Here is a 21,857-nt window from a genome sequence, read left to right as displayed (position 1 = left end):
ATGAAAAAAATACTTAACGCCATCTGCGCTGTCGCTGCAGGTTTGCTGATGTCCCAAGCAGCTGTTGCCCAGGAAAAATCCAAGTTGGATGAAGTGCTGGCGCGCGGCAAAGTCATCGTGGGCGTGAGCAGCGAGTCCCCGCCGTTTGGGTTCATCAACGAAAAGGGTGACCACGTTGGTTTCGACATCGATGTGGCCAAGCTCATTGCCAAAGGCCTGTTCGGCAGCGATGACCCCAAGCACATCGAGTTTGTGAAGCAGAGTTCCGCAGCTCGCTGGGAGAACGTCAACAGCGGCAAGGTGGACTTTGGTATCCACGTGGCCACCGTGTTGCCGGACCGTGTGGCCCGTGTGGCCTTCACGCGTGGCTACATCGACTCGTCCATTGTGGTCATCGTGAAAGCTGACTCGAAGTTCAAGAAGTTTTCTGACCTGAACACCGAGAAGGTGACCACGGCCATCCTGTCGACGCCGGTTCAGGCCGACCGTGCCAATCAGTTCTTCCCCAAGGCGAAGACCACCACGCTGGACTCGATTGGCGCGCAGTTCACCGCAGTCAAAGGTGGCCGTGTGGACGCTGCGCAGCTCGATGAGCCGGTCGCGCTGTGGTACGCCTCGCAGAACAAGGATGTCCGTGTGCTGGAAGAGCGCATGACCGCTGTCACCAACAACGCCATTTACATGAAGCAAGGTGACTTCAAGTGGTGGCTGGCCCTGGACACCTATGTGAACGAGATGCGTGCCGGCTCCATGTTCAACGACTATGCCGCCAGCTACAAAACCTGGTTCGGTAAAGCGCCGCTGAATGCCAAATACTACGTTGGCAACAAGTAAGTCTAGGTAGACGACAGGCGAAGGACCAAGGCATGAACTGGCTCAATCTGGCTTCCGGGTGGTTGCCTGAGTTTCTCGACGGCTTCCTGGTGACACTGGCTTTGGTGGCCATGTGTTTGCCAGCATCAATTGCCCTGGGCATGGTCTTGGTCCTCGCCCGCACGTCCTCGCAGCGTTTGGTTTGGGTGCCGGCGTATGCGGGCATCGAGTTTCTTCGAAACGTCCCGACCTTCCTGCTCATCCTAGTGGTCTATTACGGTGCCCCGCTGTTGGGCTCCCGCCTGGATGGGCTCTACTGCGGAGCCATTGCGATTGCCGTGCAGCACACCGCGTACATCGCCGAGGTCTTTCGGGGCGGCGTTGATGCGGTTCCCAAAACACAATGGGATGCCGGTCGCGCCATCGGCTTGAAGCCCTCAGGCGTGTTCTATCGCGTTGTGCTCCCCCAGGCCATCCTCAAAGTGGTTCCCGCCATCGGAAACCAGGTCGTCGTTCTCATCAAAGACACGTCTTTGGTGGCCGGTATTGGTGTGGTTGACCTGACGCTGAGCGGCAAGCTCATCATGGAGCGGACCGCTTCCTCTTATGAGGTTTTCATCATGGTGGCAGCGTTCTACCTTGTTCTCACGACCTTGGCCAGCGGCGTTTTCCGCTGGCTCGAAACCCCTGCTGCCAAGCGGCGCTGAAGACTGCCATGGACGTTGCATTTCTCAACCTCGGGTACCTGCTCAAAGCGGCAGTGGTGACGCTTGAGATGGCCGTAGCGACGGTTTTTCTCAGCTCGATTCTGGGCACAGCGCTGGGCGTGTATGCAGCATTGGGGGGCTGGATGGTTCGCTCCTCTCTCGCCGTGTATGTCTATGTGGTTCGCGGTGTGCCGGTTCTGGTGCTGATATTCATTGCGTACTTTGGCTTGCCGCGACTGGGTGTGAACGCACCCAATTACGTGGCGGCCACCATCGCCCTGGTCATCTATTTCGCGGCTTTTGTTGCAGACATTGTTCGCGGTGCCATCTTGGCGGTACCAAAAACAACGGTGGAGGCGGGCATGGCGATTGGCCTGCGCAAGCACCAGATATTGATGCAAATCCAGCTCCCACTGGGCATGCGCCTGGCGCTGCCACCGCTTGTGACAACTGCATCCATCGCCGTCAAGAGCACTTCCTATGCCTCCATTGTCGGTGTGTGGGAGTTGACGTACGCCTCTCGCGAAGTGGTGGAGCGAACCCTGGCCGCATTTGAGATTTTCTTCGCGGTGATGCTCATCTACTTCTGCATCTGCTACCCCATATCGCTTGGCGCGACCTACCTGCAGCGCCGGCTCAAGACCTCCTGAGGAAAGAAGATGAACCTTGCCCATTCGCGTGAACCTCGTCGAACCATGATTGAGGTGAAAGACGTCTCCAAGAGCTTTGGCAATAACCAGGTGCTCAAGAACATCTCGTTTGATGTGAAGGAGGGTGAAGTGGTTGTCTTGGTGGGGCCGAGTGGCTCCGGAAAGTCGACCCTGCTCAGGTGCATCAACTTCCTGGAAGAGTTCCAGGCGGGTCAGATTCTGGTTGATGGCGAGGGGGTTGGCTATGTCGGCAGTGCCGGCGGTTCGCGCCGGCGTCAGTCAGAGGCCGACATTGCCCACCTGCGCACTAAAGCGGGGATGGTGTTTCAGAATTACAACCTGTTCCCCCATAAAACGGCCATCGAGAACGTGATGATGGGCCCGATGCTGGTCAACAAGGAATCGAAGGAGGAAGCCCGGGCGCATGCCGTCAAGTTGTTGGGCAAGGTGGGCCTGGCAGACAAGGCCGACCATTTTCCTTCGCAGCTCTCGGGTGGTCAGCAACAGCGGGTGGCCATTGCGCGAGCACTCGCCATGAGGCCCAAGGTCATGCTTTTCGATGAGGTGACCTCGGCACTCGACCCCGAGTTGGTTGACGAGGTTCTCAAAACACTGCGCGACCTCAGCAACGATGGGATGACCATGATTATCGTCACCCACGAGATGCAGTTCGCCCGTGATGTGGCCGACCGGCTCTTGTTCTTTTATCAGGGCGCCATCATCGAAGACGGTCCTCCGGCTGAGGTGTTCGAAAACCCCAAGACGGAGCGTTTTCAAACCTTCGTCAAACGGTTCCAGTCGAACGTGCACCGCGGCTAGGCCCCTATCTATGAGAGTGGACAACGACATGAGTGCAACAGGCAAGCTGGGAGCATCTCGCGGTGAGCGGCCGATTATCGAGATGAGGGATATTCACCTCTCTTACGGTGGAAACGTCGTTCTCAAGGGGGTCGACCTGGAGGTTCAGCGCGGCGAAGTCGTCGTGATTGTCGGGCCCAGTGGCGGTGGCAAGAGCTCACTACTGAGGTGTGCCAACTTGCTGCAACGGGTGGATGCTGGGCAAATTCTTCTTGAAGGTGACGACATCACGTCGGGCAGCTTTGATGAGAACAAGATTCGTCAGCGGGTCGGGATGGTGTTTCAGCACTACTACCTTTTTCCGCACCTGACGGTTTTGAAGAACCTGACGCTGGCGCCAAGGCGGGTCCTTAAGGAGCCAGTTGACCAAGCTGAAAGTCGGGCGCTCGACTATCTGCGCAAAGTGGGTTTGGCAGAAAAGGCTGAGCACTATCCGGACCAGCTCTCCGGGGGGCAACAGCAACGCGTGGCCATTGCACGTGCGCTCATGATGCAACCCCACGTGATGCTGTTTGACGAGACGACCTCCGCGCTCGACCCCGAACTCGTGGGGGAAGTGCTTGCGGTCATGAAAGACCTGGCGAAGTCGGGCATGACGATGCTCGTGGTCACGCATGAGATGGGCTTCGCCCGCGAAGTCGGTGACAGAGTTGTGTTGATGGCAGGCGGAAACATTGTCGAGCAGGGTCCCCCGTCTGAGGTGCTCGACCACCCCCAACACGAACGCACCAAACAGTTTCTCTCCCGCTTGAAAAAGCATTGACGGACCGCCCCGCTGGTCCGTTCACGCCCTCCCCAACCTCTCAATACCAGGAAGCGAAAATGAAACAAGTTCTGTCTGCTGCTTTTGCCGTTGCCCTTGTCGCCGGCACCTGTGCCGCGCATGCCGCAGCTCCCAAGGTGGATGTCCCGCTGCCTGCGGAGGTCAAAGCTGCCGGGTTCTTGACCGTGGGAATCAACTGCGCTTATCCGCCCGCCGGCTACGTTGGCATTGACGGCAAACCCGCTGGCTATGAGTACACCATGGTGAAGCGGATTGCAGAGGCTGCGCTCGGCACCGGTGAGGGGTTGCGGACGCAGTGCGTGAACGACAGCAACCGTATTCCGTTCTTGCAGTCTGGAAAAATTGACTTGATTCTCGCGTCTCTGGCGTTCACTCCTGCGAGGGCCGAGCAGCTGGACTATTCCAGTCCGATTTGGGTGAGCAATTTGCAGCTCATCGTGCCCAAGGATTCCAAGGTCGCTGACTATGCAGATTTGACGGGCAAGACCGTCATTACGCCAACCGGGAGCACCTACCAAACCTGGTTGCAGAAGTGCTACCCACAAGCCAATTTGACAACGGTTCAGACCGCCGCCGAGGGCTCGACCATGCTGAGCCAGGGGCGCGCGGATGCGTTTGCCTACATCGACGTCTACGGCTTCAACTTCACGCAAATGCAGAAGAACTTCAAGGTCGTGGGCACCTTGGCTGCGTCGGCGGTCCAGGGCGTTGGAGTCAAGAAGGGCAACAAGCCGATGCTCGACTGGGTCAACGCAGTGCTGGAGCAAATGCGCGCTGAGGACGCCTTCTTCAAGGCCTTCTCTCAGGAGGTCAAGGACCCGACTTTTGTTGCGAAATACCGCGCTGTTGTGCCAGGGCCGAACGTCAAGCTGGACTACTCGAAGAGTGGTGCCCTTGAGTGTTTGAAGTGACACGCTGACCCTGGCTGGCTTGTGCGACTCTCCATGCGGGAAATTCGATGCCGACAAACTTTGTAGCCGATTTGCTGATGTTGCTTGAAGGGCTGGGCCGTACCCTGCTCATAAGCGGTATCGGAATCACCATGGGCATCACGCTGGGAATGATTTTTGGCGCTGCACGCCACGCCAGGGTCCCTCTTTTGAGCCAAGGCATCGCGATTTTTGCGACCTTCTTCCGCTGCACGCCTTTGCTGGTTCAGGTTGTGATGTTGTACTTCGCGCTGCCTGAGGTGGGCATCAAGCTGACGCCCTTTGAAACCTCATGGCTGGCGCTGGGTCTGTGGGGGGCGGGATACCACACGGAGATATTTAGGGCAGGATATGGAGCCGTGAATCCCAACGAGGTTGTGGCTGCGCGGGCACTTGGCATGTCTGCAAGTCGTGCATTCCTGGATGTGACGTTACCACTTGGCATACGCACCTCGATTCCCGCTGCCACCACGATGGCTATCACGCAGTTTCGCTCCTCGTCTTTCATGATTGCGGTGGGGTACCAGGAGTTGACCTACGTGGCGAACCGCATGGTGGCCGACACCTTCAAAGTCTTCGAGGTGTTTGGAATGGCGGCGCTGGCCTATCTCGTGGTGTCCAACATCATTGCATTCGCGTCGCGTCGTTTTGAGCGATTCGTGGCCGTGCCGGGTTTGGGAGTTTCCAAATGAATCAGCCGTGGATTGGTCCGGTTGCCTCTCACATGCTCAGTGGTCTGTACGTCACCCTTTGGGTGTCCTTGCTGACCACGCTGTTGGCCACAGTGATTGGTGTCTTCATCGGCGCGTTGTCGGCGAGTACACGCACCTGGGTGCAGGTGGTGGTGCGTCTCTACATAGACATTTTCAGGGGCGTCCCCTCACTCATCACCTTGCTCTTTGTCTTCTTTGCGCTGCCACATGTTGGTATATCCACGGGCCCCATCACCGCATCGGTCTTGGGCTTGGCGGTTTGGGGTGGGGCCAACATCGCAGAAACAGCTCGCGGGGCCTTGAAGTCCATATCGACCCGCCAGACCGAGGCGGCACGGGCCCTTGGTTTGAGCAAAGTTCAAGCGCTGGTGTTCGCTGTCATGCCGCAGGCGGTGCGGCGATTCCTTCCGCCATATGTCGGGCAGCTGACCGTCCTTATCCAGGCAAGCGCCTTGACCTCGGTGGTCGGGGTGACAGACCTGCTGGGGTCCGCGAGGCAGATGATTGAGCGCCTGGCCTATGTCAGCACCGATGCACATGCGGTCGAAATTTACTGCGCTGTGCTGTTTGTTTTCTTCGCCATTTGTTACCCACTCACGCTGTTGGCCGGTTTTCTTGAGCGAAAGCTGCGCAGCTAAACCACCATGAACAACCAATCTGCATGCATCCTCATTGCCGAGGAGGGTTCGGTGCGCCCTTTTCGCCCGGAATTCACCGCAAGTGAGTGCCATCCTCAGGCAGTCCACCCGTTATCGACAGCCGGAACGACCAGCTGTTCTGACGCCTCGTGGGCAATTGGCTTCGATAGGGAGTCAGACCTTCGGGACGTCGCCATTCTTGGCTACAACTAGGAGCAAACATGAACGCCCTCAGTTTGTTCTCCAGGCGGTTGCGGTCCACCGACCGAGCGCAGCGACATCGGGTGGTCATTGTGGGCGGCGGGGCGGCCGGGTTGGAGCTTGCGACAAAGCTGGGCCGTTCTGCTGAGTTTGAAGTCACCTTGATTGACAAGGCCCGCTCCCACATATGGAAGCCCAAGCTTCATGAAATCGCTGCCGGCAGCATGGACGTTGGCGGGCACGAAGTGGGTTTCCTGGCACACGCCCGAAACAATGGCTTTGCCTACCGCATGGGCGAGATGACTGGTCTGAATCGTGAGAGTCGAGAGGTGAGCATCGCGCCGTTCGTTGATTCGGACGGAGAGGAAATCACGCCAGCTCGGACCTTTGGCTACGACACCCTGGTGCTGGCCGTCGGCAGCCAAAGCAATGACTTTGGAACGCCGGGGGTGAAGGAGCATGCGCTGAAACTGGAGTGCACATGCGATGCGGCCAAGTTCAATCGCAAGTTGTTGAACGCGTGCTTCCGTGAACAATCACGCCAATCCCAATCCGGACAAGTTCGACGACTCCGTATCTGCATCATTGGCGCAGGTGCAACCGGGGTTGAGTTGGCGGCAGAGCTGCTTCGAACTGGGCGAGAAGTGCTTGGCCATGGTCACACTCCGTCTTCTGTGGGTTCGGACGCCCTTGAGGTTCATGTGGTCGAGGCGACGGACCGTGTGTTGTCTGCGCTGCCGCCCCGCCTCTCCGAGGCTGCTCACAGGCTCCTGACTGACCAGGGCGTGCAGGTGCATGTTTCTGCGAAAGTCTCTGCTGTGACCTGCACAGCGGTTCAGTTGTCCGACGGTTCGAGCATCCCGTCGGACATCACGGTCTGGGCGGCGGGCGTGCGCGCTCCAAGCTTCTTGAAGACCCTTGCCGGATTGGAAACCAACCACCTGAATCAATTGGTTGTTCAACCCAGCTTGCAGACCACGCTGGACCCTTCCATCTTTGCAATGGGCGATTGCGCGGCATGCCCGATACCAGGCGGTCATGGAGTTGTCCCACCCCGCGCGCAGGCTGCACACCAGCAGGCCGCGTTTCTTGCCCTCAATCTTCCCCTGCATCTCCAAGGCCAGGCGATACCTCCTTACAAGTATCGAGATTTCGGCTCACTTATCTCCTTGGGGAAGTTCAGCACCATTGGCAGCCTGATGGGCGGGCTGGTGGGGCGCAGCATGTTCATTGAGGGCTTGTTCGCCAAGACCATGTATTGGCTCATGTACAAGTCACATGAAGTCACGCTGCATGGATGGAGGCGCGTGACATTGCAAACCTTGGCCAGATGTCTCATGCCGTCCGGGGGCTCGCGCATCAAGTTGCATTGAGCAACACACGCCAGTCACATGCCCGTTCCAAGTTGCCGGCCTCATTCGACCAGAGAAGACCATGACCCACACTTTTGACTCAGCATCCATTCGGAGCGAGTTTCCCGTGATGCAGCATTGCCTGTACTTGGACTCTGCACACCAAACGCCCCTCGCCAACTGTGTTCGTGACGCCTTGAATCAGTTTCTGGTTGAGGGTAACCAGATGGCGGGGCCTAAGCCGGTGTGGATGGCTCGTGTCGAGGAGACCCGAGCGAAGGTTGCGAAGCTACTGAACGCCAGGCCCACAGAAATCGCGTTCACCAAGAACACCTCAGAAGGTTTGAACATCGCAGCCAACGCCGTGCCGCTCAAGACAGGTGATACGGTCTTGATGCTCGAAGGCGACCACCCCAACAACGCTTATGCGTGGCTGAACCTCAAGCGCAAAGGCGTGAATGTCCGGTTTCTCAAGCTGCAAGATGCTCAGGTCGCCAATGCCGATACGTTTGCGTCCCACATTGACGAATCGACTCGGGTCATTTCGCTGTCGCACGTGACCTTCCATGCGGGGCAGCGGCACGACATCGCCAGCATTGGTCGACTGTGTGCCAAGGCAGGTATCTACCTGGTTGTGGACGTCATGCAATCCATTGGCGTGTTGCCGGTCGACGTCAAGGCCATGGGCGTTTCTGTGCTTGCGGCCGGGTGCCACAAAGGCTTGTTGGTGCCACAAGGCCTGGGCTTGTTGTTCGTAAGGGAAGACTTGCAAGAGCTTCAGCCAGCCTACGTGGCCATGAGCAGCTTGGAAAATCCGCCCAGCGACTACGTCGCGCGACCTGAGGACTTGATGTTGAGGCGCGATGCGGGGCGGTTCGAATTTGGCAACTTCAACCTGCCCGACTTGCATGCATTGAGCCGGTCAGTGGATTTCATTCTCCGCTTGGACCCCGTTCAGATTGAAGCGCACATGTTGTCCTTGGGGGACCATTTGCTCGAGAAACTGGATGAGCTGGGTGTGGCGGTGGTCGGTCCAAGGAAGCGCACAGAGCGGGCACACATTTACGTACTCGACTTGCCTGTTGCCAAGTGGGTCAACCACTTTGCCCAGCACCATGTTCGCGTATCGCCGGAGCGCGGTGGTGTGAGGATATCGTTTGGGGTGTTCAATACGCTCGACGATGTTGACCAAGTCGTCGGGTTGATTGCTCAGCGCCAAGCACAATTCAACGTCACACCGTGAAGTTAGGCACGATTGTTCGAGTATCAGGTCAACGGTTAAAAATTGTGCGCAAGTGGACGAGGCCTTGGCCGGACGTCCTGAATCTCCGGACGGTGACCAGCAGGTGCGCAGTTCGTACGGTGCGAACCCCGGTATAGGGAGCGACGGCGCTCCTCAGAGACTCCTCAACTACCTTGTTCAGTCAGCCAAAACTTGTTCGCTACTGCTGTCAATCGAGGGTTGAGGTTCGCTTACGCACCAGAGCAAAGTGGTACTTGCTAGCATCTCCCCATGTGAACCAACCGATATGGACATGGCCTGAAATGCTGGACAGTTTTGACGAAAACAACGATGCGACGAATCCGAGTGTTAGCGCCGGAGTAATACTGACCCACCCCGCCGACGTAAAACTGACCCACCTGGGAGAGGATGACGGCTTTTTTGGTGCCGTCGATGTTGACCCAGGAGGAAGCAGTGGAGATACGAGTGATGGCCCGAAGGGGCGAAGGAATCAGGGCGATTGCCAAGCAGCTGGGCTGCTCGCGCAACACAGTGCGGCGCTATTTGCGTGAGGCGCAGGCCAAGGTGTATGGACCGCGCGCAGCGCGTGCCTGCAAGCTGGACGACTACAAGGACTACCTGCTCGCCCGGATCGAGCAAGCCAGGCCGCGCTGGATTCCGGCGCCGGTGCTGCTGCGCGAGATCCAGGAGCGCGGCTAAACGGGCGGCATCAGCCAGCTGAAGGCGTGGATCGCGCCGTTCAAGAAGACCGAAATCGAGCCGGTGGTTCGCTTCGAGACCCCGCCGGGCAAGCAGATGCAGGCGGACTTCACTACCGTGCGGCGCGGGAGCGACCCGCTGCTGGCGCTGGTGGCCACGATGGGCTACAGCCGCGCCAGTTTCGTGAAGTTCACCCGAGGTGAAGATGCCGCGACGCTGTGCGCGGGGCTGCGCGAGGCGTTCGACTACTTCGGCGGCGTGCCCGAGCATGTTCTGTTCGACAACGCTAAATCGGTGGTCATCGATCGGGACGCCTACGGCGAAGGCCTGCACCGCTGGAACGATGATTTGAAGGAGTTGGCCGAGTCCTGCGGCTTCACCCCGCGGCTATGCCGGCCCTACCGGGCCAAAACCAAGGGCAAGGTCGAGCGCTTCAACTCCTACCTCAAGGGCAGCTTCGTGGTGCCGCTGGCCGCCACACTGGAGGCGGGCGGGCTGAAGCTGGACGTCGAGATTGCGAACGTGCATGTGCGTCGGTGGCTTGACGAGGTCGCCAACGCCCGTTTGCACGCCACCACCAAGGCCGTTCCGGCGGTGCGCCTGGCCGAGGAACGCGCTGTGATGTTGGCGGCGCCGGCGCTGAAGGCGACCCCGAGGATGCCCCAGCGCGTGGCCTTGCCGGTTGAAAGCCTGCAACACCCCCTGTCGGTGTACGACGAGCTGCTGGAGGTGCTGGCATGAGCTTGCAGCACCAACGCATTGCCGAGTTGTGCGAGCAGCTCAAGCTCGCTGGCCTGGGCGCGCAGTGGCCGGCGCTGGCGCAGGACGCCGTCCGCGATGAAGCCAGCTTCGCTGACTTCCTGGAGAAGCTCCTGGTCAGCGAGCTGGTCTTGCGCGACGAGCGCCGCACCACCACCTTGATGAAGCTGGCCACGATGCCCGCCGTGAAGACGCTGGAGCAGCTCGACTGGAGCTGCGCCGGTGGCGCGCCGAAGGCGCAGATCCAGGAGCTTGCGCACCTGGCGTTCGTGCAGCGCGCCGAGAACGTGGTGCTGCTGGGACCCAGCGGGGTGGGCAAGACCCACATCGCGCTGGCGTTGGGGCAGCGGGCCGTGATCGCCGGGCACAAGGTTCGATTCATCAGCGCAGCCGATCTGATGCTGCAACTGGCCGCAGCCAAGGCCCAGGGGCGGCTGAAAGAGTACTTCAACCGCGCGGTGCTGGGTCCCAAGCTGCTGATCGTCGATGAGATCGGCTACCTGCCCTTCGGGCGCGAGGAGGCCAATCTGTTCTTCAACGTGGTGGCCAAGCGCTACGAGCGTGCCAGCATGGTCCTCACAAGCAACCTGCCGTTCACTCAGTGGGCCGGCGCATTCGCCGACGACCAGACGTTAACGGCGGCGATGCTGGATCGGCTGCTGCACCACGCGCACATCGTGCAGATCAGCGGCGAGAGCTACCGGCTCAAGGACAAACGCAAGGCCGGCCAGGCAGCAAGGAGGACCACGCCGGTGCAGTGAGCGGTGCCGCGCGCTGCCCGGCCGCTACGGCCTACGCCCTACGCGCCCGAGCAGCGCAATCGAAGGAGCCCGGGTGGGTCAGATTTACTTCGGCGATCAGGCAGGAAAGTGGGTCAGAACTAGGGCGTGTTAACACTAATTTCCTAAATGGGGTTGATGGGCGACACTGGCAGGCATGGAAATTACGCTCGAACAGTTTGCTCGTATCGCACACTGCCTGCCGACTCAACGCGGTAACGTCAGCATGACCAACCTTCAGGTGGTCAATGCCATGCTTTACGTGGCTGAGCACGGTTGCAAATGGCGTGGCCTGCCCAAAAGGTTTGGCAACTGGCACACCATCTACACACGCATGCGCCGCTGGGAGAAGGCTGGTGTGCTGGACAAGATGTTCCAGGAGCTCCAGCGCGAGCAGGTAGTGCGCATTCGCATCGAAGCCGTTTCGCTCGACTCCACCAGCATCAAGGTTCATCCAGATGGCACCGGCGCGTTAAAAAAAACGGCCCTCAATCCATCGGGAAGTCCCGAGGCGGATGGAACACCAAGGTTCATCTGGTTGCCGCGGATGCTCGAACGGCCGTGACTTTCAGTCTGTCGCCCGGACAGGCGCATGATGCCCCTGAGGGCCGCCGCCTCCTGCAAAGCTTGGGGCCAACGAGTCGGCCAATCCACCTGCTCATGGACCGTGCGTACGAAGGAAACGAAACACGACAATTGGCCCTGGACATGGGGTTCATTCCCGTCGTTCCTCCAACGCGGACACGCCTCGACCCCTGGGAATACGACCGGGCCATGTACCGGCGGCGCAATGAAGTCGAGCGGTTGTTCCGGCGCCTGAAAGGCTATCGGCGAATCTTCTCCCGGTTCGAAAAGCTCGACGCCATGTTTCTCGGCTTCCTCAGCTTTGTCTTGGTGGCGGATGGACTTCGCGGTTTGTGTTAACAGCCCTAGCCTAAATCACCAAGGTTCGACAAGCCGATCTTTGCTTTTTATGGCTAAAACGGACTTGGGGAAATTGGTGGGATCACAGCACTGGCGCTTCACCTTATCCAATCAAGATCTCCCTCGACAGTCGTCCAAGTGCTGGCAGCAGATCGTTCTCTCCTGCGAAATCACGCCCATACAGGGCCGACATCGTCCGCACGCCGGCCTCGTGCAGCGGCATCGGAACGCCCATAAGCGCGGCCAGCTCCAATGTAGGCACCAGTCCGAATGGCACGTCTTCGGTGACGTAGCGGGTGTCGAGGGTCGCCGGGCCGTTAACACCACCTGGTCGCTGCGCCAGCTCATGTTCCATTTCGGCTAGAGACCCAATGGACACACCATACGAAAGGTGGATGTGCTGGTGCACCGTGCGTACCTGAATGCCGAAGGCTGCGGCCAGGGCTAGCCGCTCGGCGTCCAGCGCCTCGATTAGTCGGCAGACGGCCGGGGTGATGTGGCTGGCCTGACGCCAGGTCTCGCCGAGTTCCATGCGGGTGAGGTTGCACAGCGCGATGGCCAAGTGGTTCTGCGGGTTGAGGTTTGCCAGTGCCACTGACAGCAGGTCGGGCGTAGCCTCAAAGCGGTCGCCGAATAGGTCGCAGCATTGCGCCACGACATCCCCGGTCGCCTCCACCGGAAGCACGGCAATGTCCACCTTCTGCCGTACTGTGCCGATGCGCACGGCGTCGGGCTCGGACTTGCGTGCAGTGAGCACGGTGGTGCCCAGGGCCGCGACGGGCGCTGCGACACCGCGCGCGGACAAGGCTCGCCGCAGTACCTGTGCAGCCAGCGAGAGGTGAGCGCTGAAAACGACGACCTGCCCGTTCTCCACGTGGGGCGCCATGGCGTCAATGACAGTACGGTGGCCGTAGGCCGGCAGGGCGACAATGACCAGTTGTGCGCTGGATAGCGCCTCCGCGCATGTGGAGGCCACACGCACTTTCCAGCCGCCGACGACAGCGCCGCTGGCGCGCAGGTCCGCCCCGTTGGCCAGGGCCGCGGTGCCGTGGCCTGACGGAGACCACAGCGTCACCTCGTGGCCCTGCTGTCGCAGAAAGGCCGCGTAGCCAAAGGCGATGCCGCCAGCGCCTAGGATTGCAACGCGTCGGGACACGGTCGCGACCGGAGAATCAGGACCAGTCATCGTCTGCCTCCATGTAGAGATGGCCGGGCCCGGCCTGGTGGTACGAGCGGCGCGGAGACACGAAGTCGCGCGGTTTGTAGGGTGTCTTGAGTTCGCGAGGCGCCATGTGGCGTTCGCGGCGGCGGCGTGGGTCGGGAATGGGCACGGCTTCGAGCAGCCGGCGAGTGTAGGGGTGACGTGGGTTTGCAAAGACGTCGGCCCTTGAGCCGATCTCAACGATTTCACCCATGTACATCACGGCCACGCGGTGGCTGATGCGCTCGACCACGGCCATGTCGTGGCTGATGAAGAGAAAGCCCAGGCCCATTTCCTGCTGCAGTTCCAGCAGTAGGTTAACGATCTGGACTTTCACCGACACGTCGAGGGCCGAGACCGCTTCGTCGGCCACGATGGTACCGGGCTGCATAGCCAGAGCGCGTGCGATGCACACGCGCTGGCGCTGGCCGCCTGAGAACTCGTGCGGCATACGCGTGGCGGCGTCGGCGGGCAGGCCCACCTTGGCGAGCAGGCGCGCCGCGATGTCGGCACAGTCGGCTTTCTTGGCCATGCCGTGCACGCGCAGCGGCTCGGTCAGCGCGTCGCCGACGCTCTGGCGGGGGTCCAGGCTGGAGTATGGGTCCTGGAAGATCATTTGGATCTTGCGCGCTCGCTCTAAGCCTGAGAGCTGCGACACCTCGCGGCCTTCGATGCGGATCTGGCCGGCCGTTGCGCTCAGCAGACCGGTGACCAGCCGCCCGGTGGTTGACTTGCCGCAGCCCGATTCGCCGACGATGCCCAGTGTCTCGCCGCGCTGGAGTTGGAAGCTCACGTTCTCGACTGCATGCACACGACCGGTGACGCGGCGTAGCAACGGCGAGCGCACGTCAAAGCGCGCACTCAATCCCTCAACTTCGAGCAGCCAGGGTGGCCCGGACTGCACACTGTCCTTGAGCGGAGATGAAGTGTCGGACAGGCCGCGTGCCATGTCGTAGATGGGAAAGGGATGGGGTTGTGCAAAGCCGGCCATGGAGCCGAGCTCGGGCACGGCTGACAATAGTGCGCGCGTGTACGGCTGCTGTGGTTGAGCGAAGATGTCGGCGGTGGCGCCTGCCTCAACGCGGTCGCCGCGGTACATGACCAAAGTACGGTCAGCCACCTCAGCCACAACGCCCATGTCGTGGGTGATAAAGACGACGGCCATCTGCTCTTCTTTTTGCAGCTCCTTGATGAGCGCGAGGATCTGAGCCTGGATGGTGACGTCCAACGCAGTGGTCGGCTCATCGGCGATGAGCACCGAGGGGTTGCAGGCCAGGGCCATCGCGATCATCACGCGCTGACGCATGCCGCCGGAGAACTGGTGCGGATAGTCGGCATAGCGCTGGGCCGCAGCGGGGATTCGTACGCGCTCCATCAGTCGCAAGGCCTCAGCCTTTGCAGCAGCGGCGCTGAGACCGCGGTGCTGATACAACGGCTCTGCGATCTGCTCACCGATGCGCATCACTGGGTTGAGCGAGGTCATTGGCTCCTGGAAGATCATGGCGATTTCGTTGCCGCGGATAGCTGAGAGATCGGCGTCGGGCAGGCCCAGCAACTCGCGCCCGCGCAAACGAATGCTGCCGCCGACACGGCTTGATCGCTCGGGCAGCAGGCCCATGATGGACATCGCCGAAACACTTTTGCCCGATCCGGACTCGCCGACGATGGCCAGCGTCTCGCCGCGCGAGACTTCGAACGACAGTCCGTTGACTACAGGTGTCCAACTGGCGCCGCGCCGGAAGGCGATGTCCAGTTGCTCCACCTGCAACACCGGACTGGTGTGTTCTGAGGTGGGTTTTGTCTTATGGGGACTCATGCGCGCTCCGATCGCATCTTGGGATCGATGGCGTCACGCAGCGCATCGCCCAGCAGATTGAGGGCCAGCACCGTCAGCAGAATGGCGACGCTGGGAAAAACGGTCAGCCACCAGGCGTCGAGAATGTGCTCGAAACCTTCCCGGATCATGCTGCCCCAGGTGGCGGCCGGTGGTGGCACGCCCAGGCCTATGAAGCTCAGCGATGCCTCAGTGCGGATGGCTGCTGCCATCCACAGCGAGCCCATCACGACCACATCGGACACCATGTTGGGGAGAATGTGCACGCCCATCAAACGCAGCGGGCTAAACCCTAGCGAACGGCCGGCATCTATGAAGTCGCGCTGCTTTAATGAGATGGTCGGCGCACGCGCCACGCGCACGAAGGGCGCGAGCTCGGTGATGGCGATGGCGATAATGAGGTTCTCCAGACTCGCCCCCAGCATGGCGGCGACCATTAGGCCAAGCAGCAGCGTGGGAAAGGAGAGCAGCACGTCGACGAAGCCCATGATGAGCTTGTCGAGCAATCCGCCGACGTAGCCGGCGAGAATGCCCAGCGCCGAGCCGATGACCATGGCCAGCAGCACAGCGACGAATCCCACCAGTAGCGACACGCGCGCGCCGTAGATGAGGCGTGAGAGCACGTCGCGGCCGAAGCTGTCGGTGCCCAGCCAAAATTCGGCCGAGGGAGCTTCCAGCCGGGAGACTATGTTCTGCTCCAGCGGGTCATGCGGCGCAATCAACGGCGCGAATACCGCGACTAGCACGATGAGCAGCAACAGGCCGATGCCTATCCAGGACATGCGATTCCTGCGCAGGGCTTGCCAGATGGCATTTGGGCGCTTGCTGGGCGCCGACGTGGCCGGTGGAGTAGATGGCGTAGTGAGTGTGCTCATTTGAATTTCACTCGTGGATCGACCAAGCCGTAGATGAGGTCGGTCAGCAGGTTGACGACGATGACGCAGGCCGCGAACACGACCATCAGACCCTGCATCAGGCTGTAGTCGCGGGCATTGAGCGCGCCGAGGATGAGCTTGCCCAACCCGGGCCGATTGAAGACGATCTCTGTTAGCACCGAGTTGCCGATGAGTGTGCCGAAGTACAGACCCACTACGGTGACGATGGGTATAAGCGCGTTGCGCAGTCCATGGCGCAGCACCAGGCGCATGGGTTTCACGCCTTTGGCTCGGGCCGTGCGCACGTAGTCCTCACCCATAACCTCCAGCATGGACGAGCGTGTTACGCGCATAACGTAGGCAGTCATGATGAGGCCTAGGTTGAAGGTTGGCAGTACCAGACTGAGTAACTCGGCCTTCCAGTCACCGCCGACCGAGCTGCCTAGCACCGGGAACCAGCGCAGCTCGATGGCGAAGATCAAGAGCATCAGGATGGCCGAGACAAAAGCCGGAAAAGACAGGCCGATCAGCGACAGCACACGGCCGAGGTAGTCCGGCCAGGCATTGCGGCGCAACGCGGCCCAGATGCCCATGGGCAGCCCGAACACTAGGCCGATAAAAATGGAGGTCAACGTGAGTTGGATGGTTGAGGGCAGCACCAACGCGACTTCCTGCAGCACGGTGCGACCACTGGCTAGGGAGATACCAAAGTTGCCGCTGAGCATGTCCTTTAGGAAGTGCATGTACTGCACGTGCGTGGGCAGATCCAACCCTAGCCGTGTGCGCAGCGCAGCCAGAGCTTCGGCGCTGGCCTGATCGCCGAGCATGACGGCAGCTGGATCGCCTGGTACGAGGCGTACCAGAACGAAAACAGCAGTGAGCATGGCCAGCAGCGTGGGTACGGCCAACAGCAGGCGCTTTAGGACGTAGCCGATCATGGCGCGTGGCTCCGACAGATGGTCTCGCGCAGCGACGCGACCGTAGTGCTCGGGAAGATGTTCATGCTTTGTCCTTTGCGTGGCGTGGTTCGTGCGGAGCTTGGGTGAGGGAGGCGAGTTCGCACAGCGTCAGCGGTTTTAGCGGAGGGCGTATGCGGTAGAACCCGACTTCGGCCACTTGCCGGCCCTGGGTGTTGGCCAGGATGTGCGCCACGGTGTAACCGCATTGGCGGCCCTGGCAGGGACCCATGCCGGCGCGGGTATAGGCCTTGATCTGGTTGGGGCCGGGCTGGCCAACGGTGGCGGCCCGGCGAATATCTCCCGCTGTGAGTTCTTCGCAGCGGCAGACCACCGTCTCGTCAGGTGGATTGAAGATGGCAGGGCGAGGCGGATAGAGGGCATCGAGCATGGGCCGCAACCGCAACATGGCTGCGAGTCTGGCGCGCAGCGGCGCTGCCTGCGCTTCGATGGCGGCGTAGCCGCCCGGGTCAGCGGCGCGTGCAATGCCCAGTGCGACGAGTTCACCCCGCAACACTGCGGCCTTGGCGCCGCCGATGTCGGCACCGTCGCCGGCCACCCAGAGGCCGGATCGGCTGGACTGGCCCCACGCGTCGAGCTCGGGAACGAGGCAGGCTTGCTGTGCGTTCCAGCGATGCTTGCATTCCAGAGCCTGCGTCATGTGCACCGAAGGCACCACACCCTCGTGTGTTAGCAGCACGCCGGCAGGCTCGCGAACAGTGCGGCCATCGGCCTGCGTGTATTCGATGTGCTGCAATCGGCCCGAGCCGCCGTCCAGCGCGCGGATGGCTGTGGCGTCGCATACATGCTTCACGCCAGAGGCCTTGATGGCCCGCAGCCATTTCAATCCCTTACTCACTTCGCCCCATGCGGCCAGCGCTGAGACCGCCCAAGGGAGGGCTCGGCGCCAGGCGCCGGGAGGCGCCGTGTCGATCCAGCCGGCGATGCGCCCGCCCGCGCGTAGCAACTGCGACATATAGAGCAGTGGCAGAGGCCCGCTGCCAACGACCCAGACCGGCTCCTTGGGCACTTGGCGCGAGGTCTTGAGTAGGATCTGTGCGGCGCCCACTGTGAGCACTCCCGGCAGCGTCCAGCCGGGGAAGGGCGTGGGGCGTTCCTGTGCGCCCAGGCTGAGTACCACCTGACCGGCACGCACCGAGCGAGCCCGGCCCTCGCACGACATGAAGAGGGTCCATCCGCCGGGCTGGCCCGACTCGCTGCCCGGCTCGACCTGCCACACTTGCGTCAGCGGCTCGTAGCGCGCGCCGCTGGCACGAAAGCGAGAGACCAGTTCACTTCCAGCACGGTAGTCCTCTCCCAGCAGCTCCCCGGTGGCCGTGGGGCCCACGGCCTCGACGGCGCGCCAGATCTGACCGCCCGGGGCAGGCTGTTCGTCGATGACCAGCACAGACATGCCCTGGCTGCGCAGGCCGATGGTGGCGGCCATACCGGCCGGGCCGGCGCCGATGACAGCGACATCGAATGTATCAACGGCGTCCGCAGCCTGGGCGGCGCCTGACATAGGTTGGTTTGTGGTGGGCGACATTGCAACGCTCATGGGGAGACGCTCCGACGGCCGTGCTGGCGATGCACTTGCATGCCTTCACGCACGGAGACCAGGCAGGACTGGGAAGAGGCCTGTCCGTCGATGATGGCCAGGCATTCGAAGCACACGCCCATCATGCAGAAGGGCGCGCGCGGGCTTTGGTGGACGGGCGTGGTGCGCGAGGCTGGCTGGGGCTGGCGCAGCAGTACGGCGGCTACCGTCTCGCCGGACTCAGCCTGCACCGGCTGGCCGTCGATGAAAAGGGTAAGCAACTGAGCGCCGGACTCAGGCAGCTTTTTGAACAGGGCGGTCATGGAAACGCTCTTGGTGGAAGTCGTGGAACAGAGTAGGCAATGCTTGGTTGCCGGAACCTTGCAGCAGGGCCTCGGCGTAGATGCCAGCATGAAGCGAGGCCAGTGTGACGCCGGAGTGGCAGGTGGCGACGTCCACGCCGGGGCAATTGGGCGAGGCTGCGTACACTGGGGCGCCGTCTGGCGTCATGATGCGCAGGCAGGCCCAGTGGCGCACCAGCCGGGCCCTGCCCAGGTCGGGCAGGATGTCAAGTGCGCGACGCGCCATGCGAGCGCCTGCCATTGAGGTTGTGGAGAGGTCGTAGCCGACGTTTTCCTGGGTCACGCCGACCATCACCGTCCCCTCAGCTGTCTGACGCAGGCCGCTGGCCGGTAGAGGCAGTAGCGGCGCGAGCCGCTCCGTCACCAGCAACTGGCCGCGTTGCGGCGACAGCGGTACGTTGAGCCCGACCATCGCGGCCAGCGGGCTAGAGCCCAGACCAGCCGAGATCACAACCCGCCCGGCTTCTGCCGCAAAGTCGCCGGCCCGTATTCGAAAACCTCCGCTGGGCAGCGCTTCGACTTCCGTCACCGGCCGGCTGCTGCGAAGTTCACCCCCCTTGCGCTGGAATGCGGACTGCAACGCAGCCATAAGCTTGAGCGGGTTGACCTGGCCGTCAAGTGCACCCAGACTGGCACCACTGACGGACTCGCCAAGGCGCATGGAGGGGTAACGGCGCATTAGCTCGGCGCGCGTCAGCATCACGGTACTGGGCTGGAACTCTGGTGTTTGGGCATGCCAAGCGTCAAGCTGCCGGGCGCGCGCCTCCATCTGGGCGTCACCTAGGCAGAAATTCAATCCGCCGTTTTGTTCATAGGCGATAGGCAGGCCGCTGTCGGCTTCGAGCCGGCGGGCAAACTCGCCCCAGGCAAGGGTGGCAGCCAGCGACAGTCGCTGGTAGGCCGGCTGACCCAGACCTTTACCCTGCACCCAGACCAAGCCGAAGTTGGCCTTGGCGGCGCGGTAATCTGTGTCCAGGCCGTCGAGCATAAGTACACGCGGCCGGCGGCCGCCTATAGTTTGGCCGGCCAGGCCGTAGCCGATGGCCGAGCCGACCATGCCTGCGCCGATCACGATGAAGTCATAAGAGGAGGTCACGGCTGATTTCCTTGAGGAGTCCGCAGCAATCGCTGGGATCGCAATCGGCAAGGGATTTGTATCTGCATGTCTTGTCGTTCGCGGGGATGTCGGGGCTGCTTTCGGGCGCAGTCTGCCCTCGGGCACGGCGTTGACAAGGTGTTTCTTGTGCGCCTCGCCCGCAGGCTTCGTGCTTCGAATGGCCGGCGACGTGCGCCGGTTCATGGAGTGAGGGCTGCTTACTTGCCAGCCGTCACAGTCGTCAGTTCGGTGATAGGAGGCTGCAGGTTCAGGCTGCCTTTGAGGGTGTAGCCAAAATTCACGCGGTCGCTGTGCACCCAGACTTGCTTGAGGCCGAAGAGCGGCACCGCGCAAACATCGGCGTGGATTTGCTGTTGCGCCTTCTTCCACAGCGCAAGCTGCTTCTGCGGTTCGGACTCGATGCGCGCCGCTCGGATGGCGGCATCGGCTACTGAGCAGTGCGAGAAGTTCGACATCGCCTTAGGTTCACCGATGGCCGAGGCGGAGTCGTAAAACTCGGACAACCACACGTCGGCATTCGGAAAGCGCGCGGCGCCGTAGAAGACCAGTGCGCTCTGGTCCTGGCGGCTCTTGGCCTGGTAGGTAGCGTGGTCGACGACTTCCATGTCTAGTTTGATGCCGGCTTTGGCCAGTTGGGCCTGGATGATCTGCATGATGGGCTGCTGCGCCGTCACGTTGGAAACGATAGACTTCAACGTGATGCCGCCGGGAAAGCCTGCTTCGGCCAGCAGCTTCTTGGCAGCAGCGACGTCGTAGGTGTAGGTCCCGGTACTGCAGTCGCCACCGAGGTAACCATTGGGAATGACGGAGCACCCTTTGTCGCCCACATTCTTGCCGACGTACTTCAGGATCTCGTCCACGTTGATGGCCGCCGCCACGGCTTGTCGCACTTTGAGATTGTCCAGCGGCTTGATGGTGCGATTGATGTGGATGGTCCGGAACTCGGCCGGCTCGAACACGTCGACCTTGATGCCGCGCTTGGTGGCGTTGTCAACCCATCGCTGCTCGCGCTTGCCGGCCATAACGTCGACCTCGTTGGAGGTGAAGGCCAGCTCGCGGGCGCTGTCAGAGGGGATCATGCGGTAGACGATGCCGGCCAGCTTCGGGGCGCCTCGGAAGTAGGTGTCGTTCGCCACCAGTCGCACGTACTGCTGCGTAACGCGCTCGCCAAAGGCGAAGGGGCCGGTGCCGATGGGTGACTGACCAAACTTGTCGCCCAACTTTTCGGCGGCCTCTTTGCTAACTACGTGGCCCGCGTGGTAGTTGGACACGCGGCCGAGGAAGGTGGCGTCAGGGTACTTGAGGATGAAACGCACGGTGTAGTCATCACGCGCCTCTACCTTCTCGATGATGTCGAAATTGTTCGAAAAGCTGGAGCGGCTCTTATCGGCGGAGCGCTGGTAGGAATAGACAACGTCGGCGGCCTTCATCTCGCCGTAGCCGCCGTGAAACTGCACGCCCTTGCGCAGGTAGAAGGTCCAAGTCTTTTTGTCTGGCGAAGCATCCCATTTTTCGGCCAAGTCGGGCTGCAGGTCTTTCGGGTCGGCGCTACCAGGGGCGAAGCGCACCAGCGCGTTGAACATTTGCGCGGCTGGGCCCTTGTCGGGAGTGGTGGTGGCGCGGTGCGGGTCCAGGGTTACGACGTCGGAAGCTTCGGCGCCGACGTTGAGCGTGGGGCGGTTGGCTGCTTGTGCCAATGTGGCCGGGCTGAAGACACTGCAGGTCAGCAGGACGGCCATGGCCGATGTGGTGATCTGGAACGCGGGACGCTTCATGGGGTTCTCCGGGGTGATTGAACGTGCAAAAAAATTGAGTCTGCAATCGAGATTTGTAGGATCGTCTGCCCATCTTTTAGGCCTACGGTTCAGGCTGCTAGGTTACCGAACGTCGGCTCCGATTTGAACGGTAGAAACCATCATCAATGCT

20 protein-coding genes and 1 pseudogene are annotated in these 21,857 nt (G+C 61.2%); 13 read left to right on the top strand and 8 right to left on the bottom strand.

Annotation, left to right across the window (positions count from 1 at the left end):
• The 13 genes and pseudogenes from C6571_RS14740 (at window position 1) to C6571_RS14680 (ending at window position 12,049) form a co-directional block, all read left to right on the top strand.
• A complete protein-coding gene (locus C6571_RS14740) occupies window positions 1-834 on the top strand; it encodes a transporter substrate-binding domain-containing protein (protein ID WP_106447357.1) in 834 nt (277 codons plus the stop codon).
• A gap of 32 nt (window positions 835-866) precedes the next feature.
• Complete coding sequence (locus C6571_RS14735; protein ID WP_106447356.1) at window positions 867-1,520, top strand: amino acid ABC transporter permease; 654 nt, start codon at window positions 867-869, stop codon at window positions 1,518-1,520.
• A gap of 8 nt (window positions 1,521-1,528) precedes the next feature.
• Window positions 1,529-2,170: an amino acid ABC transporter permease gene (locus tag C6571_RS14730; RefSeq protein WP_106447355.1), complete on the top strand. Its 642-nt coding sequence runs from the start codon at window positions 1,529-1,531 to the stop codon at window positions 2,168-2,170.
• Between the two features lie 45 nt (window positions 2,171-2,215).
• Window positions 2,216-2,989: an amino acid ABC transporter ATP-binding protein gene (locus C6571_RS14725; RefSeq protein ID WP_106447354.1), complete on the top strand. Its 774-nt coding sequence runs from the start codon at window positions 2,216-2,218 to the stop codon at window positions 2,987-2,989.
• 28 nt (window positions 2,990-3,017) lie between these two features.
• Window positions 3,018-3,791 carry an amino acid ABC transporter ATP-binding protein gene (locus tag C6571_RS14720; RefSeq protein WP_106448266.1) on the top strand — a complete coding sequence of 258 codons (774 nt, stop codon included), beginning with the start codon at window positions 3,018-3,020 and terminating at the stop codon, window positions 3,789-3,791.
• Between the two features lie 59 nt (window positions 3,792-3,850).
• Entirely contained in the window at window positions 3,851-4,723 is an 873-nt protein-coding gene (locus tag C6571_RS14715) for a transporter substrate-binding domain-containing protein (protein WP_106447353.1), read from the top strand.
• A gap of 47 nt (window positions 4,724-4,770) precedes the next feature.
• Window positions 4,771-5,433, top strand: a complete 663-nt coding sequence (locus C6571_RS14710; RefSeq protein ID WP_211300646.1) for an amino acid ABC transporter permease — start codon at window positions 4,771-4,773, stop codon at window positions 5,431-5,433.
• A 68-nt stretch (window positions 5,434-5,501) separates the two neighbouring features.
• A complete protein-coding gene (locus C6571_RS14705) occupies window positions 5,502-6,092 on the top strand; it encodes an amino acid ABC transporter permease (protein WP_211300645.1) in 591 nt (196 codons plus the stop codon).
• A 221-nt stretch (window positions 6,093-6,313) separates the two neighbouring features.
• Entirely contained in the window at window positions 6,314-7,666 is a 1,353-nt protein-coding gene (locus C6571_RS14700) for an NAD(P)/FAD-dependent oxidoreductase (RefSeq protein WP_106447351.1), read from the top strand.
• Between the two features lie 61 nt (window positions 7,667-7,727).
• On the top strand, window positions 7,728-8,888 hold the full coding sequence (locus C6571_RS14695; protein WP_106447350.1) for an aminotransferase class V-fold PLP-dependent enzyme: 1,161 nt from the start codon (window positions 7,728-7,730) through the stop codon (window positions 8,886-8,888).
• A 432-nt stretch (window positions 8,889-9,320) separates the two neighbouring features.
• Window positions 9,321-10,328: pseudogene (gene istA / locus C6571_RS14690) on the top strand (IS21 family transposase).
• Complete coding sequence (gene istB / locus C6571_RS14685) at window positions 10,325-11,107, top strand: IS21-like element helper ATPase IstB (RefSeq protein WP_106447349.1); 783 nt, start codon at window positions 10,325-10,327, stop codon at window positions 11,105-11,107. Before istA ends, istB begins: the two are co-directional and overlap by 4 nt.
• Window positions 11,108-11,282: 175 nt before the next feature.
• A protein-coding gene (locus tag C6571_RS14680) for an IS5 family transposase (protein WP_106447348.1) occupies window positions 11,283-12,049 on the top strand; the annotation gives its coding sequence in 2 pieces (ribosomal slippage) (window positions 11,283-11,598 and window positions 11,598-12,049; 768 coding nt in all).
• Window positions 12,050-12,152: 103 nt separating this feature from the next.
• Here the strand turns inward: C6571_RS14680 and C6571_RS14675 are convergent.
• The 8 genes from C6571_RS14675 to C6571_RS14640 form a co-directional block, all read right to left on the bottom strand.
• Window positions 12,153-13,205 carry an NAD/NADP octopine/nopaline dehydrogenase family protein gene (locus tag C6571_RS14675; protein ID WP_245901300.1) on the bottom strand — a complete coding sequence of 351 codons (1,053 nt, stop codon included), beginning with the start codon at window positions 13,203-13,205 and terminating at the stop codon, window positions 12,153-12,155.
• Between the two features lie 16 nt (window positions 13,206-13,221).
• Window positions 13,222-15,066, bottom strand: a complete 1,845-nt coding sequence (locus C6571_RS14670; RefSeq protein ID WP_106447346.1) for an ABC transporter ATP-binding protein — start codon at window positions 15,064-15,066, stop codon at window positions 13,222-13,224.
• Complete coding sequence (locus C6571_RS14665; protein ID WP_106447345.1) at window positions 15,063-15,959, bottom strand: ABC transporter permease; 897 nt, start codon at window positions 15,957-15,959, stop codon at window positions 15,063-15,065. The genes C6571_RS14670 and C6571_RS14665 overlap by 4 nt, the downstream gene beginning before the upstream one ends.
• Complete coding sequence (locus tag C6571_RS14660) at window positions 15,956-16,897, bottom strand: ABC transporter permease (protein WP_106447344.1); 942 nt, start codon at window positions 16,895-16,897, stop codon at window positions 15,956-15,958. The genes C6571_RS14665 and C6571_RS14660 overlap by 4 nt, the downstream gene beginning before the upstream one ends.
• Before the next feature lie 61 nt (window positions 16,898-16,958).
• Entirely contained in the window at window positions 16,959-18,437 is a 1,479-nt protein-coding gene (locus C6571_RS14655; protein WP_106447343.1) for an FAD/NAD(P)-dependent oxidoreductase, read from the bottom strand.
• 32 nt (window positions 18,438-18,469) lie between these two features.
• A complete protein-coding gene (locus C6571_RS14650) occupies window positions 18,470-18,766 on the bottom strand; it encodes a (2Fe-2S)-binding protein (protein ID WP_106448263.1) in 297 nt (98 codons plus the stop codon).
• On the bottom strand, window positions 18,747-19,910 hold the full coding sequence (locus C6571_RS14645; RefSeq protein WP_211300643.1) for an NAD(P)/FAD-dependent oxidoreductase: 1,164 nt from the start codon (window positions 19,908-19,910) through the stop codon (window positions 18,747-18,749). The genes C6571_RS14650 and C6571_RS14645 overlap by 20 nt, the downstream gene beginning before the upstream one ends.
• Window positions 19,911-20,128: 218 nt before the next feature.
• On the bottom strand, window positions 20,129-21,706 hold the full coding sequence (locus C6571_RS14640; RefSeq protein WP_106447342.1) for an ABC transporter substrate-binding protein: 1,578 nt from the start codon (window positions 21,704-21,706) through the stop codon (window positions 20,129-20,131).
• Between the last annotated feature and the right edge of the window lie 151 nt (window positions 21,707-21,857).

This window comes from Simplicispira suum (assembly GCF_003008595.1).
In the GTDB taxonomy this organism is placed as follows: Bacteria; Pseudomonadota; Gammaproteobacteria; order Burkholderiales; family Burkholderiaceae_C; genus Simplicispira; species Simplicispira suum.
The sequence above is the reverse complement of the archived record's forward strand: the minus strand, read 5'-3'. Positions and strand labels throughout refer to the sequence as shown.